The organism is Gemelliphila sp. 1F1, from assembly GCF_056897515.1.
In genome coordinates this window covers 1-17,890 of record NZ_JBXHBE010000007.1, presented here as the reverse complement: position 1 = coordinate 17,890, position 17,890 = coordinate 1, and the positions used below count along the sequence as shown (strand labels likewise).

Genomic DNA, 17,890 nt, shown 5'->3' with positions numbered 1-17,890 from the left:
AAAATAACTAAATTAATAAAATATAGATTATATTAATGTTACACTATTGTTATACATCAAAGTATATTTTAATAAGAAAATATCTAAGTGTCAAGAAATTATAAATATATTAAATATAAAATAAATAAAGATAATTAATTATTATTTTATATTACTTTGAAATCAGACACCCTATATATATATATATATATATATATATATATATATATATAGGGTGTCTTTTAAATTAAACTAAAATTAATAATAATATAAAAATATTTTCTTTTGTGATTAATACCTCTGTTATATTACATTTTATTAAAAATTATAAGAATTATATACTATATTTTAAATTTTTTAAAAATTAACAGTTAGTTTTTTTACAGTTTTCTAATAAAATAAAAGGTAGAATACAGTAATGTGTATTCTACCTTTTATTTTATTTATTTTCTTCTGACTTATTGTCGCCTATTGCAACTTCTACTGTAGATTGTTCATCTTGTTGCTCTTTGTTTTCTTCTTCCTTAGCTTCTTTTTCTTTGGCTAATTCTTCATAATATTTTTTATTTACTATTTTATCTAGTTTTTCTGCCGTTTCTTCGTCTAATTCATTAGGCATTTTACCAAATTCAAATAGTGATACAATTTCTTTTCTATCAATAGTTTCTACTTTCATTAAAGTTTCTGCTATTAAAGCTAATTTATCTTTGTTAAGTTCAATTAAATTTAACACTTTGTTATAATTTTCCGAAACTATTGTTCTTACTTCGTTATCAATTTCTTTTAGTATTTCTTCTGAATAATTTCCTATACTTGATAACTGACGTCCTGTATAAGGATCGTTATAAGGGAATTGTAATGTTCCTATCTTATTACTCATTCCATATTCTGTAACCATTGCTCTAGCAATAGCAGTTACTCGCTCTAAGTCATTGTGAGCTCCAGTTGAAATTTCATTAAAGAATATTTGTTCTGCTGCTCTACCTCCTAACAATCCACAGATTTTATCTGTTAAATCTGTTTTTGTCATAAAGTATTTCTCTTCTTCTGGTATCATTAGGTTGTAACCACCCGCATCACCACGTGGAATTATTGTAACTTTTTGTACTTTGTCTGCACTATCTAAGACCATACCAACAATAGCATGTCCTGCTTCATGGTACGCTACTAAACGTTTTTCTTTTTCTGTATAAACTCTACTACGTTTAGCAGGTCCGCCTATCACTCTATCCATCGCTTCATCTAAATCTTGTTTATCAATTTCTGATTTATTTTCTCTAGCCGCTAGTAAGGCCGCTTCGTTTAATAAGTTAGCCAAATCTGCTCCTGAAAATCCTGGAGTTTTTTCTGCAATGCTACGAAGTTCTACTGATTTTGCCAGAGGTTTATTTTTTGCATGTACTTTTAATATAGCTTCACGACCTTTAACATCTGGTGTCGATACTTTGATTTGTCTGTCAAAACGACCAGGTCTTCTTAAAGCACTATCAAGAACGTCTGCACGGTTAGTAGCAGCTATAACAATAATACCTTTATCTCCTTCAAAACCGTCCATTTCTACTAGTAATTGGTTAAGAGTTTGTTCACGTTCATCGTTTCCTCCTCCTACACCACTACCACGTTTTCTACCTACTGCATCTATCTCATCTATAAAGATAATACAAGGAGCGCTCTTCACTGCTTCTTTGAATAAATCTCTAACACGACTAGCTCCAACTCCAACAAACATCTCTACGAAGTCTGAACCTGATATAGAGAAGAATGGGACCTTAGCTTCTCCAGCTACCGCTCTAGCTAATAATGTTTTACCTGTTCCTGGAGGTCCCTCTAATAATACTCCTTTAGGAATTTTTGCTCCCATTTTCGTAAATTTACGATGATCTTTTAGGAATTCTACCATTTCTGCTAATTCTTGTTTTTCTTCGTCAGCTCCAGCAACATCTTTAAATGTTACTTTAGCTTCTCCGCCCTCAACTTTTTTAGCTTTGGATTTTTGGAAATTCATCATCTTTCCGCCACCTTGCATTTGTCCCATAAACATAAATAGCACACCTATCATTATTAAAAATGGTAGTATACTTCCAGCAAGGCTAAGAAGCATATTAGTTTTTTCTGCTTCTTTGGCTTCGACACTATTTATCTCATTTTTCTTAATCTTTTCATAAAGAGCATCGTTTAAACTAGAGTCTGTAGTTAATGTTGTTGCCACAAAATTTTTGCCACTATCTTTGTAAGTACCTCTTATTGTGTAAGTAGCCTTATCTTGTGACGGTTGTATTGTTACATCTTTTAATTCATTGTTTTCTATTTTCTGAACTAATTCAGAATATTTTATCGTCTCTGTTACAGAAGTTAAATCTTTTTGGAAAAATGCCCACATACCAACTGATAATATTAACATAGCTATTATAGCTAAGGTTGGTCTTTGACGTCTATTATTCATATAATTAGTTGTCCTCCTTATTTTTCACTATCTATTTATATTATATATTTCTTCTTTTAAAACCCCTATATATGGAAGATTTCTATATTTTTCTTCGTAGTCTAAACCATAACCTACCAAAAATTCATTTGGAGAAATAACTCCGATATAATCTGCTTGAATATCTACTATTCTAGTTTCTGGCTTATCTACCAAAGCTGCACAAGCTACACTTTTTACATTTCTCTCTTTTAAATATGTAATTAAATGTTGTAATGTACGTCCTGTATCAACTATATCCTCAATTACTATGACATCTCTATTCTCTAAATCCATAGTAACGTCTTTTCTTAAGATGATACTCCCTGTTGATTCTGTGCCTCCGTGATAGCTAGCAACATCTATAAAATCAGTAACGACATGAATATCTAGTTGTTTCATTAGTTCCGCCATAAAAGGTAACGCTCCTTTTAATGTACAAAGTAATACTGGCTCTTTTTCTGAATTTTTGTAGTCTTCTGTTATTTGTTCAGCTATTCTTTTTGTAGCAACAACTATTTCTTCATGACTAAACAACACTTTTTCTATATCTTTTAATAAATTTTCCACTTTTTTATCCTTTCATCAATTTTATATAATATTGGTATTTTTTATTTCCTATACCTTTATTTAATCCAAGTACACCTATAATATGACCTTTGGAACTTCTTACTACTGGTAGTTTATCTCGCAAATCTCTTGGTATTTTTTCGTCAATAAAAAGGCGTGATAATTTTTTCGTTACTTTGCCCCTTTTTAGAGTATCACCTATTTGCCTTGTCGTTATCAATAGTGGAAAATCTGTGCTATCAATCCCTAACTCAGCTTCGTCATTTTGTTCGGATACTTGTATTTTATTTTCAAGAAAATTATAGACTTTACTCCCCTCTATATCTTCTTCTATAATTTCTATCTTATCATTATACCACTTTTTTTCGATTTTACATATAGCTATACTTTGATATTCTTTGATTATTTTAATATTTTCTTTCAAATCATAACTTTTTGTACCAAAACTTTTATCCAAACTATTAATTGCAGCAAAAATTGCTTTTCTACTTACATCAAAAATTTTTAAATAATTGTTTAATATATAGTTTATTGCTAAATATTTTTCTATATCTTCTAGTTTTTGAAAATACTTATAAGGAACGCTAGCTTTATTTTTTTCTATAACTATAATTTGATTAACTAATTTCTCTATATTTTTTTTTACTATATTGTTCAAACTTCTATAATACTCAGCAAAATTAATAATATTGTCAAAACTATTGTTATTAACACCATCCAAGAGCGGAACTATTTTATGTCTAACATAGTTTCTTGTATAATCTGTATCAAGGTTGCTAATATCTTCATAATAAGTTAAATTATGTTCTTTCGCATAATTTTCTATATTTTCTTTTTTTTCATCAAGTAAAGGTCTAGTTATTATCAAACCATTAATTAAATTTTGTTCAACTATATCTAAATTATAGTCTATAGCTCTTCCTGATAACAATCTTAGCAAAATATTCTCTACATTATCATTTTTATGATGAGCAGTCAATACTCTTTTTACATTAGCTTCTTTTGAAAATTTTGCAAAAGCGTTATAACGTAATTCTCGTGCTAACATTTCTTCAGAAATATGACTATTCTTAGTTAGCTTATTCATATAAAGTTTTTCTTTATATATTTTTACACTATTTGCCAAACATAACTTCTCAACAAATTTTTCTTCCTCATTAGACTCTTCTCTTAAACCATGATTAATATGAAAAACTACTAGGTTATTATAACTATCTTTATATTCATTAATTAGTAGATGAAATAATACGATAGAGTCCACTCCCCCAGACAATGCCAAAGCTATATTTTCATCTTGATTCCACATAACATTAATTTTCATCTAATAAACCTCGCTCTTTTACTCTAGCTACTAAGTTATTAAATTGTTTTGTTTTGATTTCTAAATCTTGAACTATATTTTCTACAAAATTCTCAGGAACATCCAATATAATTTTACTATTCTCTTCTCTTGATTGTTGTTTTTCACTTATCTTAATTTTATTCTTTTTAACCGATATTTTTAAGTTACCGATATTTTTCAATTTTTTCAAATCTGTTAGCGTTGTTCTACTTTTTGTAATTGGATTATCAACGTCATCTTTGATTTTTTTATTATTTTTTGTTTCTACTACCTTTTCTTTAACCTTTTTCTGCTTATTAGTATCATTTACTAATTTTTTTTCTTTATGTTCTTCTTTTTTTCTATTTTTTTCTTTTTTATTTGATTTTTTATTATCTTTAGTGTTATCCTTGGTATTTATTTCTTTTTGAGTCAAAGTATAGTAATTTTCTTTTTTAAACAGTACTGTCGCTTTTATTACATATCCTATACTAAATATATCGGTTAGTTTTTTTTTCTTTGAAATATGCATATTTTCTTTAGCCAAGAAACCAGTATCGCCATTAGAAAGTTTCATAGTTAAACCATTATTCTCAACTTTTGTTACTATTCCCTCGATTAACATTCCTTTAGTTAAACTCAAATTATCACCTCTTATTACAAGCAAATACTAACTTCATATTATATCATACTACTATTAAACAAGCAAAACATCAAAAAATTCTAAGATTACTGTTTCATGTGAAAAGATAAGTCGATAATTGTATTTTATTCTAAAATTTATAATAGTATAACAAAAGAAGAGAAATTTTTACTTTCTCTTCTTTAATATTATTTATTTTTTAATAACCATTCGTGTTCTTTAGCAAATATTCTCTCTGTCCACGGATTATTTTCTAAATGCGGTATCATCCAAACATAATACATTCTATATCCTGGTGCAGTAGCTTGTGGATGCACTAAACCTCCAGGAATATATGCCACACTATTACTTTTTACTACTGCGGCTTTGTCTCCTATTACCGAAACCCCAAAACCACTAGGATGATCAAATTTAAAGTAATAAACTTCTGGTTGTGGATGATGATGTGGAGGATAGCTATTCCATCTACCAGTATAACTAAGAACTTCTCCTAAAACCATATTAGAATATGGTGCAGTATTGTAATCAAATATAGTTCTTATTATTCTTTTTGATGTAGAGTTATATTCATCTACTCCTGCTACTATTTGTTCAACATCTTCAGGTGCATAATATTTAGTATCAAATATTTTTTCATTTTCTTTTTGTTGTACTAAAATTTCTGAATTGCTGTTAGCTGAAATTACAACTTTAGTTTGTTTAGGTACGTGCAGACAGTAAGGATTATCTGTAAATACATCTTTTCTCGACATATTTTTTGTTTGTCCGCTATAATCTAAAGTAACATTACCTGTTATTAATAATATTGCACTTTCTTTATTATCACTATAAATTTCTATTATTTCTTCTTTATATAAAATATAACTATAAACATCCATTAGCATATCTTTGTGATTATTTTCATCACAAATTATGTTACGACCTTTTTTTAAATCTATATTTGCAAACATAAATATACCTCTTTGTAACTAAAATTTATTAGTTCTATACTGAGCTGTTACTACTTTTTTGTGTGTGTAAAAATCTACGGCATCTTTTCCGTTACAATGTAATGTCCCATAGAATGAATCTTTCCACCCTGAGAATGGGAACCAAGCTATAGGTGCTGGTACTCCTAAATTCACACCTAACATTCCAGCATCAATATTTTCTCTAAAATATCTTATTGCTGCAGCATTGTTCGTGAACAGACAAGATCCATTAGCAAATCTTGATTTATTAGCTAAATCTACCGCTTCCCTTATTCCAGAAACTCTTACTATAGACACAACTGGAGCAAATATTTCATCTTTCCATATTGTCATATTGTTATTGACATTATCAAAAATAGTAGGTGCTACAAAATATCCTTTTTCTGGAATATTTTCTCTTCCATCACGAACTAATGTCGCTCCCTCTTCAACACCTTTTTCTATATAACCAAATATTCTAGTTTGTGCTGCTTTATCTATTACTGGTCCTAAGAATACATCTTCTTCTAGTCCATTTCCTATTGATAATTTGTCTGCTTCTTCTTTTAATCTAGCTATAAATTTATCTGCAATTTTATCTTCTACTGCTATTACTGCTGCTGCCATACAACGTTCTCCAGCTGAACCAAACGCTCCTCCTATAATTTTTGGCATAGCATCATCCAAATCAGCATCTTCAAGAACTATTAAATGGTTTTTGGCTCCTGTTAATGACTGAACTCTCTTCATATTTTTAGAACCTTCTTGATATATGTATTTACCTACTGGTTCACTCCCTACGAACGATATTGCTTTGATATCTTTATTCTCTATAATTCCATTAACTACATTGTGAGAACCAAACACTATATTAAGTACACCTTTAGGGAATCCTGCTTGTTCCACAAACTCCACTATTTTTTCTATAAGTAACGGTGTTTTTTCTGAAGGTTTTAGGACTACTGTGTTTCCACACGCTAAAGCCATAGGAAACATCCAAAATGGAACCATCATAGGAAAATTAAATGGTGTTATACATCCTATTACACCAATTGGATATCTATAATTTGCTATTTCTACATCTGTAGCAACTGTTGCCAAAGAATCTCCCATATAAGAAGACACTACTCCTGCTGCATTTTCTACATTTTCTATCCCTCTTCCTACTTCTCCAATAGCTTCTTTTAGGTTTTTACCGTGTTCTAACGTTATCAATCGTGCTAATTCTTCTTTGTTTTCTTCTAAAATGTTTTGTAACTTGAATAACATTTTTGTTCTTCGCAAAATAGATACTTTACTCCAAGATTTGAATGCTTCTTGAGCTACTTCTGCAGCTTTATCTAATTCTTCTTTACTTGATAGTGGTACTCTTGCTATAATTTCTTCTGTAGCTGGATTAGTAACATCCAAAAATTCTCCACTTGTACTTTCTACCCATTCTCCGTTAATATAATTTTTTAAAATTTTTACCATATTTATAATCTCCTTTTATTTATTGTATATATTGGCATTTTGTACAGCTTGCTCTATTTCTTCTAACGTCGGTAAATTTTCTGAACAAGAATGACTTCCTATATTTATTGAAGCTGAAGCACTAGCAAAATGAAGTGATTTTTCTAATGAATATCCTTTTAACAAGCAAGTAATAAACGCCGAACCATGTGCATCTCCACCACCAAATGATTTCAACACTTTGGCAGGATAAGATGGTACATTGTATGTATTATTCTCACTATCAAATGCTGATGATCCTTTTTTACCGTGTTTTATTACTACTATTTGTGCAACACCTTCTTTAATCCAATAATTTGCTATTTGTTCATCGTCTAGTAAATTATGACCTAACAGTAATCCTGTTAATTCTAGCTCTTCTCTTGATCCAATTATAATATCAGAGTTTTTTGCTACTGTGCTATAGTATATGCTGATTTCGTCTTTATTTCTCCAATTATACTCTCTATAATCCACATCAAAAACAATTTTTACTTTATTCTTTCTAGCCAACATCATTGCTTTTAGTGCCGCTTCTCGTGATGGACTTTGCGCTAACGAAGTCCCTGAAATAAGCAATATTTTAGATTTTTTTATATATTCTTCATTTACATCTTCTACTGATAACTTCAAATCTGCGGCTTCATTTCTATACATTAAGATACTTGATTCTGTTTCTGATTTCATTTCTGTAAATGTTAACCCTAGTTTTTCTACACCTTTTGAGCGTACAATATTACTCGTATCAACATTTTCAGATTTTAACTTATCTATAACAAACGTTCCAAATTGATCGTTAGAAACTTTGCCTATAAAACCAACATTATTACCTAATCTTGATAATCCGATAGCTAAATTTGCTGGTGATCCTCCTAAATACATATTAAAAGACTTTGTTTTATCAAGAGTTCTATTAATTTCGTTAGGATTTAAGTCTATTGTAACTCTACCAAAACAAATAACATCTAATTCTCTATTTTTTTCTAATTCTAAATAATTACTCATAACTTTACTCCTAATATTTTCTTGCTTCTTTTAATTTATTTTCTTTTGCATTGTACGCGTCCAACACTTCTTGTTTATTAGATGTACTAGACACTCCGATATTCCACCAAGAATCATAACCTCTCGTCATAGTTTTTGGCAAAACTTTAATATCTATTAATGTAGATTTTTCGGATTTTTTACTTTTTTCTAATGCAATTTTTAATTCTGATATATTATTAACTCTATGCACGTCCGCTCCGTAACCTTCTGCTACTTTGGCATAATCCACATTCATTATTTGATTATTCTTATCTCTAAATTCACAGAAGTAAGAATCACTTCCATTACCCATTTGTAAATTATTTATACAACCAAAACCAGAATTGTCTAAAAGAATTACATTTATTTTGTAACCATACTGAATAGAAGTTAATAATTCAGAATGAAGCATATTAAAACTTCCGTCACCTAACAACGCATAAACTTCTCTACTAGGTTCTGCCATTTTGACACCTAAAGCTCCATTAATTTCATAACCCATACAAGAATAACCATATTCCAAGTTATAAGAATTGTAACTATAACTATTCCATAATTTTTGAACATCTCCTGGAATTGATCCTGCTGCTGCGACCATTATCGCATCTTTGTCTATAGAATCATTAATTGCTACTATAACATTACTTTGTGGTAATTCTGTCTTAAGATTATCAACATATTCGTTAAAAATATCTTGACTAAAATGACCATCTATTTCTGCCTTAAAGTTTTCTTTATCAAAAGAAATATTAGATAGTCTATTTCTTTCTATATTCCACTTTTCTTTTAGTTCTTGCAAATAATTGTTAGAATAATCTGTTGTATAGTCTTCTAAATTATCAAGTAGTTCTAACAAATACTCTCTAATATCCGCAACTATGCTAACTCCATCAAATTTATAACTTTGCATTCTACTTAAATTAACATTAATAAATTTTTGTGCATTTTTGAATTGTGATTTTGAGCAAGTAGTAAAATCTGTATACCTAGTCCCTAATCCTATTATTAAATCAGCATTTTGAACAACTTCATTTGCTGCAGAAGTACCTAATATCCCATTACCTCCCAAGTAATTTTTGAAGTCAGACAATATTGTAGACTTTCCTGCGTGGGTTTCTACTAAAGGTATATTATATTTTGTTGATACAACTAACAACTGATCTGTAGCCTCAGAATATTTCGCTCCTCCTCCTACTAGAATTACTGGTCTCTTAGAATTTTGAATAACATCTATAGATTGCAATACTTCTCTAATACTTGGCTTTCTTCTATCTACGTAATGTACTCTTTTTACAAAAAATTCTTCTGGATAATCATAACTTTCTCCCTCAACATCTTGTGCCAAACAAATAGTTACTGGCCCTGTTGTTGCAGGATTAGTTAAAGTCTCAAAAGCTCTGAGTAAACTACTCATAATTTGCTCAGGTCTAGTTATCCTATCCCAAAATTTAGACACTGCTCTTAATGTATCATTAGTCGTTAATGTCAAGTCATCTTCTCTTTCAAATTGTTGCAATACGGGATCAGGCTGTCTTGTTGCAAATGTTTCTCCTGGGAGAAGCAGTACAGGTATGTTATTTGCTATTGCTACTCCTGCTGCTGTAACAAAGTTAGCAGCTCCCGGCCCTACAGAACTAGTACAAGCAAAAATTTGTTTTCTCTTTTTTTGTTTTGCAAATCCTATGGCAGCTAGAGCCATTCCTTGTTCATTTTTGCCTTGATAAACTTTCAAGCTGTGCTCCTCATCTTGTAACGCTTGTCCAATACCCAAAACATTACCATGGCCAAATACGTTAAATATCCCCTCTACAAATTTAATTTCTTCACCATCTACACTTATATATTGATTATCTAAAAATCTTATAAGTGCTTGCGCTGTCGTTAATTTAATTGTACTCAAAATATTACCTCCTATTAATTTAACCAAAACTTTATAAAAATATACTCATCTTTTAATAATATTCTAGCATATATTTTTTATATTGACAAGCTTTTCATAATAATCTTTAAGTTATATGAATAAATTTCTTAATTTATAAACAAAAAAAGTATTATAAAATTAAAACCATTAATTTTATAATACTTAATAATTCAGTTTTTTGTTTCACTTAATTCAATATTTTTGGAAGATAAAAATATTTTAAATTCATCATCATCCAACTTATCCGTTATTATCATTTTAAAATCAGTTAATGCTGCAAAAGTTATAAATCCTGTTTTATTAAATTTTGAACTATCTACTAATAAGAACCTTTCACTTGCTTTAGTTATAATTTTACTTTTTAGTTCGTATTCTTCTAAAGTTGCGTTCATAGCTCCATTTTCTACAGAAACACTTGTTGCTGCCATAAACGCTTTTTTTACATTCACTCTATCTAAAATAGAATATGTACCTATCTTTACAAAAGAGTTAGTTCTTTTTCTATACGCATTACCTGAAATTATTATCTCTACATTAGGAAATGTTATAGCTGTGTTCAGAACAGGAATGCTATTTGTTACTATTTTAAGATTTATATCATTATCCAAATAATTCAAAATCGCACTTGTTGTCGTTCCAGAATCAATATAAATTGTATCTCCATTTTTTATATATTTTGCTGCTTCTTTAGCTATACTAATTTTTTCTGCTTTATTTAATGCATCTCTTTTTTCTATATCTACTAAGACATCATTTTTATTTAGATGGATACTTTTCTTTGATTCAACTCCCCCATACACCTTTGTTATTACATCTTTTTCTAGCAATACTTTTATATCTCTTCTAATAGTGTTCATAGAAACTTGAAATTTATCCTCTAATTCACTTAAAGAAACCTTTTTGTTAATATGGATATACTCTTCAATTTCATCTATTCTTTTTGATTTCATTAACTCACTCACCTCACTTGTTCTAAAAATAGTATACACTTTATAGCATTGTATCATTTTATAAGTATTCTTTCAATTAATTTCAGAATAAAATATACGATTTAATAAGTTAAGAGTGAGTATAATTAACTATTCTAAAACTCACTCTTAAATTTAAAATATTAAATTATATTTCTACTATTTTGTTTTCTTCTAATGATTTTTTGCACATTAAAGCTACTTTAGTAGCTATTAAACCATCATAAGCAGTAACTTTAGGCTCTTTGTCTTCTTTTATACATCTGACAAAATGCTCTATTTCACTAATAAATGCCTGTTTAAATCTTTCTGGAAAACTAGAACTACAATGTCTTTTTACACCACTATTATCAAATATTGTTACCATATTTTTTTCTGGAATTGGTGCTATTCTTAGCCATCCCTTTGTTCCCATTATTTCTGTTTCTACTTGGTATCCGTGTGGAGCATTTCTTCCTGCTACTAAATGTATCATTATTCCATTATCTAGTTGTGCTTGAGCTATACCTGTTTCTAGTTCTCCTACATTATCAAGTTCTGGTTTGGCAAAGTTTGCTCCAGTAGCCCAAACTCGTTTGAATTCTCTTCCTGTTAACCATCTTATTACATCTATGTCATGAATAGACATATCATGATAGATACCACCACTATTACTATTTTTTGCGAATTTTACAAATGTGTCTAGTCCGCTAGATGGATCTATTCCATACGCTCTTATATAAGTAATTTCTCCTATATCTCCATTATCAATAATTTCCTTTGCGTATAAATAATCTTCATCAAATCTTCTCATAAATCCTAATTGAAATTTTGTTTTAGATTTATTTTTATTTATTACTTCTAGAACTTCTTCTATCTCATTTGTAGTAAGTCCTAAAGGTTTTTCTGCAAATGTATGAACACCTTTTTCTATTGAATATTTGACCATACTAGGTCTAACATCAGCTCCCGCAACTACGAATACTAAATCTAACTTAGCTTCATCTATCATATTTTCAAAATTAGTATATGTTTCTTCTACTAATAGTTTTTCCTTTGCATAAGTTAATTCTTCTTCGAAAACACTACATGCTGCAACTAATTTTATGCTGGGTATATTGTTTACTATATTTTCAGCATGTGTTCTTCCCATTCTTCCTAATCCTACTATGCCCGCTCTCATATTAATATACCTCTATTTAAATTTTCTATAAAATTCTGGTTTTTCTATTAAATCTATACTTTCTGTCTGTCCTGTTTCTTGGGATTTAATACAAGCATCAGAAGTTACCGCCGAAATATAACCATCCCATGAACTAGGACCAGATAATTCCATATTTGAATTTAATCTATCTGCTATATCTTGAAACTCAACGTCGTAAGCTGCTATAAATCGTTCCTTCCAATCTGTCAAAATATCTGTACTTCTTTTAGCTCCTTTACTAAGAGTTACACTAGGTACAGCTGGTAATTGTATCATCCCGTTTTCTCCCACTACATCACAAGTTATATCATACCCATAAGCATTTACAAATACTTCTGTTACGATATTTACTCCTGATTCTGTTTCAAGAACTATTAATTGTGGATCTTGCAATGGTGTATCATATTGCGCTGTAACTTCTGCTCTTTTCGGAAAATAAACTTTTGCTGTTTTATACTCTTCGCCTAATAGCCAATGTACTATTTCTATTTCGTGAATAAATGTTTCTACTATTGCTTGTGAACTTACATAATTTTTCGGTTGCGACAAGTATGTGTTGTAATGGCGACAGTGTAACATTAATGGTTGCCCAATTTCTCCAGAATCAATGTATTCTTTTAATTTCATATATCCAGGATCATATCTTCTCATAAATCCTACTTGTAACATTCTTTTTCCTGTTTTTTCTTCTGCTGTCATAACTTCCAAACATTCCTGAGCGGTCATAGCCAAAGGTTTTTCTACGAATACGTATTTTCCTGCATTAAGTGCTGCTATTGCCACCTCTGCGTGAAGTTGATTTATTGCTGTAACTACTACTAAATCTATATTTTCATCATTTACTAATTCTTGATAAGAAGAAAAACTTGTTGCATTTAAGTTATATTTAGTAATTAAATCCTGTCCTCTATTTTCAATAACGTCATATACTCCGCTAACCTCCATACCAGATACTCTATTTTGTATTCTATTTAGGTGATCTTCTCCTATTTTTCCTAAACCTACTATTCCTACTTTAATCATTGACTATACTCCTTTAAATATATTTTCTAAGCGTCTGCATATAATTATATCCTTTTATAGCATATTCAAGAGGATTTGCTATTTTTGGATCTTGCTCTGCTTCTACTACTATCCAACCCTTATAATTAATACCTAATAGAAAATCATAAACTTCCTTATAGTTTATACAACCATCGCCAGGCACAGTAAAAATTCCATGTAAAAATGAATTTAAAAAACTCATATCTTCTTTTATAGCTTCGTTTAATTTTTCCAAGCGTACATCTTTAAAATGTACATGTCCTATTCTATCGCTAAATTCTTTTAACAAAGGCATATACTCTCTATCAGAAACAAAAATATGACCCGTATCATATAATAAATAAACCTTACTACTATCCGTTAAATTCATTAATTTTCTAGTTTCTTCTAAAGTTTGCACACCTGTTCCCATATGATGATGATAACAAAGTTTTAAATTAAAGCTATTAGCTATTTCTCCTAGTTCATTTAGTCCAGATGCCAATATTTTAAATTCTTCATCACTGTATATAGGTTTTTTAGTATAAACACAAACATCTGTTAAACCTTGTATACTTTGACTTTGTTCGGAATAAACAGCTACGTCAGCTCCTACTTTATTCAAAAAATCACAATGTTTAATAAAATCTTCTTTAACTCTTTCTAATCCATCTTTCAAAATATATCCACTAAACCATTGTGCCGCTATTTTCATATTTCTTAAAGCCAACTCTTTATTTAATTCATCTGGGCAATTTGGGTAACACCCTCCTATTTCTGTACCTTGAAATCCTGCTATTTTTGCGTCACTTAATATTTGTTTATAAGTATTCTCTTTCCCTATTTCTGGAATATCATCATTTCTCCACCCTATAGGCGCTATTCCATATTTAATATTGTTCACTTCGTAAGCCATCGTTGTATCTCCTTTTTGCATATTATGATTTTGGTATGTTTTGATATAGTTTTGATTATCTAATAAAAATTATACATTCAAATTAAAACGTTGTCAACAGTATATTTTTTTTATTTTTATATAAACAGCTGTAAAAGTTGTTTTCATCATTAAATTTTGTTATATCACACTATTAAAATATTTAAAAATTATATTTTTTAAGTTGCAAACGTTGACAATGTTGTTTTTTTAATTTATTATATAAATATAAATAAAGATTATATTTTGATGATATTTTGATTATTTTTTCATCATTATATAAATTTAATTTCATTTTAATTTTTATAGGAGGGTATAATTATGGGAATTTTTTCAGTAATTTCTTTTTTACTTATTATTACGGTTGTAGCTTTTTATGCATACAAAAAAAGTACTAGCAGTGTAGATAGCTCTAACGAGGAAGGATATTTTCTTGGTGGGCGTAGCTTGACAGGATTCGCTATTGCCTCTACAATAATTATGACCAATCTTTCTACCGAACAAATAGTAGGTCAAAATGGTCAATCATTCAAAGTCGGTATGGAGGTTATGGCGTGGGAAGTTACAGCAGCGATAACTCTGGTTATTCTAGCATTAGTATTTTTACCTAGGTACTTTAAATATGGAATAAATACTATTTCCGATTTTATAGAAGTGAGATATGATACTTTTACTAAACGCCTTGTTTCTATTCTATTTATGTTCACATACATAACTTCATTCTTGCCAGTAGTTTTATATTCTGGAGCTCTTGTATTTAATAAAATTTTTAGAGTAGATCAATTACTTGGGATATCTAGCTCTGCAGCTGTGGTATTAATATCTTTATTCATAGGAACAATCGGAATAATATACTTAATTCTAGGAGGTATGTCTTTAGGGGCTTACAGTGATACTATCTATGGTGTAGGTTTAATATTAGGTGGACTAGCAATTCCTGTTATAGGGTTAATAACTCTCGGAAACGGTAATTTTTTCTCAGGTCTTGACTATATAGTAGAACATAGCCCTGAAAAACTTAATTCTATTGGTGCTATTGATTCAGAAATAGTTCCTTGGCCTACTTTATTCTTTGGTATGCTATTTAACAACTTATTCTTCTGGTGTACTAATCAAATGATTGTCCAAAAAGCATTAGCTGCTAAAGATTTAAAAGAAGCTCAAAAAGGTGCTCTTACTGTAGGATTTTTCAAAATATTTGGAGCATTGTTCTTAGTATTCCCAGGTATATTAGCATTCAATATGGTTGGAGATAAAGTTACAAATCCTGATGATGCTTATCCTACATTAATAGTAAATATCTTACCAGAGTGGGCATTCGGTATATTTGGAGCCGTAATATTTGGAGCAATACTTAGTTCATTTGTAGGATCTCTTAGCAGTACTGTTACGTTATTTACATTAGATATATATAAACCTTTATTTGGTAAAAACAAAGATACTAAACAAATTACACGTATCGGTAGATTAGTAACTATTGCAATCGGGGTTCTAACAACTATAATAGCTCCTTTTATAGCATTATTCCCACAAGGATTATACGCAGTAGTTCAAGAATTTAATGGTGTTTATAACATGCCTTTATTAGTATTAGTTTTAGCAGGATTCTTTGCCAAGAGAGTTTCTGCTGCTGGTGCTAAATGGACATTCTTCATACACATTCTGCTGTACGGTTTATCAAAAGTGTATTTAACAGACATTCATTTCTTATATGTTCTTAGTGTGCTATTCTTCTTAGACTTACTAATACTTATGACATTTAGCAAATATGGTAAAACTGAGCATTTCGACTTTAATCAATACAATAGTGGTCTAAATCTAACACCTTGGAAACATAGATATATTGTAGGTGCAATTGTTGTTATAACAGTTGTTGCTACTTATATACTATTCTCTCCATTAGGTCTTGCAAAATAATAATATAAATGTGAGGTAATAATATGAAAAAAGTAATTTTAATATGTAACGCTGGAATTTCAAATAGTCTTCTTGTAAAACACATTCAAGAAGCTACAAAAGAAAAAAATATACAATTAGATGTAAGTTCTACTCCTGTACTAAGTTGCAAAGATAAAGTAGAAAATATTGATTTAGTATTACTAGCTCCTCAAGTGGCTCATAAATTAGAAGAAATAAAATCTATAACAAAAAAAAATAATGTAGAAGTTATTAATACTAATGATTATGCCAACGGAGATGGATATGCAATATTAAATCATATCTTAAGCGTACTAGATGAAAAATAATCAAAAAATAAGTTTTAATATAATATCTAATGCAGGAATTGCTAAATCTAAATATATAACTGCTTTGCAAGAAGCTAAAAAAAGAAATTTCGAAAAATCTTATGAATTAATCAAAGATGGAAATTCTTCATTTTTAGAAGCACACAAAGCTCATACAAATTTAATTACTAATATGGCTAGAGGCGAAGATATACATCTAGATTTATTACTAATTCACGCAGAAGATCAGTTAATGAATACAGAAACAATTAAAATACTAATAGAAGAACTTATTCAATTGTATGAATAATAAAAAAACCTTGAAATTTTAGATTTCAAGGTTTTTTATCATTTTATTTAACAATTAGATTTTCTAATTTCTTTTTTCTTATATCTAAAATGCTAAATCCATAATTTTTTAATTTTTCTATTTTCTCTTCATCTGTTAAATTTGATGACAATATAGAATTAATATCTTTTTTTCGTTTTTTTGATAAATAATAATTAAATATTGCAAAAATAAAAGGATTTGTTAACAACAATATTTTCATAACTACTTTTTCATATTCTGGCTTAAATTTCATAAAATAAATAGATAGTATTATTAATAATATTATAAGAATAAAAAATAAAAATATATTCCTTAAAATTAATTTCTTCATAATTATCACCTACTATTAAAACAATATCGTAATTTTAATATATCATACATTATGAATTGGGACAAATTAAAACATATTTTTCTTATTAATTGTTTAATTTTTTCAATTTATCTTCTAAAAATAGTTCTATACATTTTTCAATATCAAGATGCATTCTATCTGCAAGTATAACTAACCACCAAATAGATTCTCCAATTTTATACGGTAATTCGTCATTGTTACTACTAGGCCATCTTCCTTGATTATCCATAGTAAGTCGTCCTACAAGAGCTGCATCTGTCAGAAAAGCAAGAACATCCTCTTCAACAGTCCATTTAGATCCGTGATGCAATTCTTCTAAATTATGGTATAATTCTCTAATTTTAAGAGATTTTTCTTTTATTTCTTTAATATCCATATTGATATACTCCTTTTTTTATAATAAAAAAAGCTCCCCAAGGGAGCTAAAAGTCTGGCAACGTTCTAATCTCGCAGGGCGTAAGCCCAACTACCTTCGACGCTAAAGAGCTTAACTTCTGTGTTCGGTATGGATA

17 protein-coding genes and 1 rRNA gene are annotated in these 17,890 nt (G+C 29.2%); 3 read left to right on the top strand and 15 right to left on the bottom strand.

Annotation, left to right across the window (positions count from 1 at the left end; translation table 11 throughout):
* Positions 1–418 precede the first annotated feature (418 nt).
* The 12 genes from ftsH to iolE all read right to left on the bottom strand — a co-directional run bounded on the left by ftsH (position 419) and on the right by iolE (position 14,452).
* Positions 419–2,422 (bottom strand): ATP-dependent zinc metalloprotease FtsH, encoded by a 2,004-nt coding sequence (gene ftsH, locus AC1XWJ_RS06930; protein WP_483335157.1) that lies wholly within the window; start codon positions 2,420–2,422, stop codon positions 419–421.
* Positions 2,423–2,449: 27 nt separating this feature from the next.
* Positions 2,450–3,010 (bottom strand): hypoxanthine phosphoribosyltransferase, encoded by a 561-nt coding sequence (gene hpt, locus AC1XWJ_RS06925; protein WP_483335156.1) that lies wholly within the window; start codon positions 3,008–3,010, stop codon positions 2,450–2,452.
* Between the two features lie 4 nt (positions 3,011–3,014).
* A complete protein-coding gene (gene tilS, locus AC1XWJ_RS06920) occupies positions 3,015–4,331 on the bottom strand; it encodes a tRNA lysidine(34) synthetase TilS (RefSeq protein WP_483335155.1) in 1,317 nt (438 codons plus the stop codon).
* Positions 4,321–4,974, bottom strand: a complete 654-nt coding sequence (locus tag AC1XWJ_RS06915) for a S1 RNA-binding domain-containing protein (RefSeq protein ID WP_483335154.1) — start codon at positions 4,972–4,974, stop codon at positions 4,321–4,323. The genes tilS and AC1XWJ_RS06915 overlap by 11 nt, the downstream gene beginning before the upstream one ends.
* A gap of 188 nt (positions 4,975–5,162) precedes the next feature.
* Positions 5,163–5,924: a 5-deoxy-glucuronate isomerase gene (locus AC1XWJ_RS06910; protein WP_483335153.1), complete on the bottom strand. Its 762-nt coding sequence runs from the start codon at positions 5,922–5,924 to the stop codon at positions 5,163–5,165.
* 18 nt (positions 5,925–5,942) lie between these two features.
* Positions 5,943–7,403, bottom strand: coding sequence for a CoA-acylating methylmalonate-semialdehyde dehydrogenase (locus AC1XWJ_RS06905; protein ID WP_483335254.1), 1,461 nt, complete (start codon positions 7,401–7,403; stop codon positions 5,943–5,945).
* A gap of 9 nt (positions 7,404–7,412) precedes the next feature.
* Positions 7,413–8,420, bottom strand: coding sequence for a 5-dehydro-2-deoxygluconokinase (iolC, locus tag AC1XWJ_RS06900; RefSeq protein WP_483335152.1), 1,008 nt, complete (start codon positions 8,418–8,420; stop codon positions 7,413–7,415).
* A gap of 10 nt (positions 8,421–8,430) precedes the next feature.
* Positions 8,431–10,344 (bottom strand): 3D-(3,5/4)-trihydroxycyclohexane-1,2-dione acylhydrolase (decyclizing), encoded by a 1,914-nt coding sequence (iolD, locus tag AC1XWJ_RS06895; protein WP_483335253.1) that lies wholly within the window; start codon positions 10,342–10,344, stop codon positions 8,431–8,433.
* Between the two features lie 188 nt (positions 10,345–10,532).
* Complete coding sequence (locus AC1XWJ_RS06890; RefSeq protein WP_483335151.1) at positions 10,533–11,312, bottom strand: DeoR/GlpR family DNA-binding transcription regulator; 780 nt, start codon at positions 11,310–11,312, stop codon at positions 10,533–10,535.
* 166 nt (positions 11,313–11,478) lie between these two features.
* Positions 11,479–12,492: a Gfo/Idh/MocA family protein gene (locus AC1XWJ_RS06885; protein ID WP_483335150.1), complete on the bottom strand. Its 1,014-nt coding sequence runs from the start codon at positions 12,490–12,492 to the stop codon at positions 11,479–11,481.
* A 12-nt stretch (positions 12,493–12,504) separates the two neighbouring features.
* Complete coding sequence (locus AC1XWJ_RS06880) at positions 12,505–13,536, bottom strand: Gfo/Idh/MocA family protein (protein ID WP_483335149.1); 1,032 nt, start codon at positions 13,534–13,536, stop codon at positions 12,505–12,507.
* A gap of 13 nt (positions 13,537–13,549) precedes the next feature.
* On the bottom strand, positions 13,550–14,452 hold the full coding sequence (gene iolE / locus AC1XWJ_RS06875) for a myo-inosose-2 dehydratase (RefSeq protein WP_483335148.1): 903 nt from the start codon (positions 14,450–14,452) through the stop codon (positions 13,550–13,552).
* A gap of 339 nt (positions 14,453–14,791) precedes the next feature.
* Between iolE and AC1XWJ_RS06870 the strand changes: the two genes are divergently transcribed.
* From AC1XWJ_RS06870 to AC1XWJ_RS06860, 3 genes are read left to right on the top strand one after another with little or no spacing between them, the layout of a single operon-like run.
* A complete protein-coding gene (locus AC1XWJ_RS06870) occupies positions 14,792–16,387 on the top strand; it encodes a solute:sodium symporter family transporter (protein WP_483335147.1) in 1,596 nt (531 codons plus the stop codon).
* A 23-nt stretch (positions 16,388–16,410) separates the two neighbouring features.
* Positions 16,411–16,716, top strand: coding sequence for a hypothetical protein (locus AC1XWJ_RS06865; protein ID WP_483335146.1), 306 nt, complete (start codon positions 16,411–16,413; stop codon positions 16,714–16,716).
* Positions 16,706–17,005, top strand: coding sequence for a PTS sugar transporter subunit IIA (locus AC1XWJ_RS06860; protein WP_483335145.1), 300 nt, complete (start codon positions 16,706–16,708; stop codon positions 17,003–17,005). Before AC1XWJ_RS06865 ends, AC1XWJ_RS06860 begins: the two co-directional genes overlap by 11 nt.
* A gap of 43 nt (positions 17,006–17,048) precedes the next feature.
* Here the strand turns inward: AC1XWJ_RS06860 and AC1XWJ_RS06855 are convergent, their stop codons facing one another.
* The 3 genes from AC1XWJ_RS06855 to rrf all read right to left on the bottom strand — a co-directional run.
* The gene (locus AC1XWJ_RS06855; protein WP_483335144.1) at positions 17,049–17,357 is read right to left on the bottom strand and encodes a hypothetical protein; all 309 of its coding nucleotides are present in this window, start codon (positions 17,355–17,357) and stop codon (positions 17,049–17,051) included.
* A gap of 85 nt (positions 17,358–17,442) precedes the next feature.
* Positions 17,443–17,754, bottom strand: coding sequence for a nucleoside triphosphate pyrophosphohydrolase family protein (locus tag AC1XWJ_RS06850; protein WP_483335143.1), 312 nt, complete (start codon positions 17,752–17,754; stop codon positions 17,443–17,445).
* Between the two features lie 52 nt (positions 17,755–17,806).
* A 5S ribosomal RNA gene (rrf, locus tag AC1XWJ_RS06845) occupies positions 17,807–17,890 on the bottom strand; the annotation flags it as partial.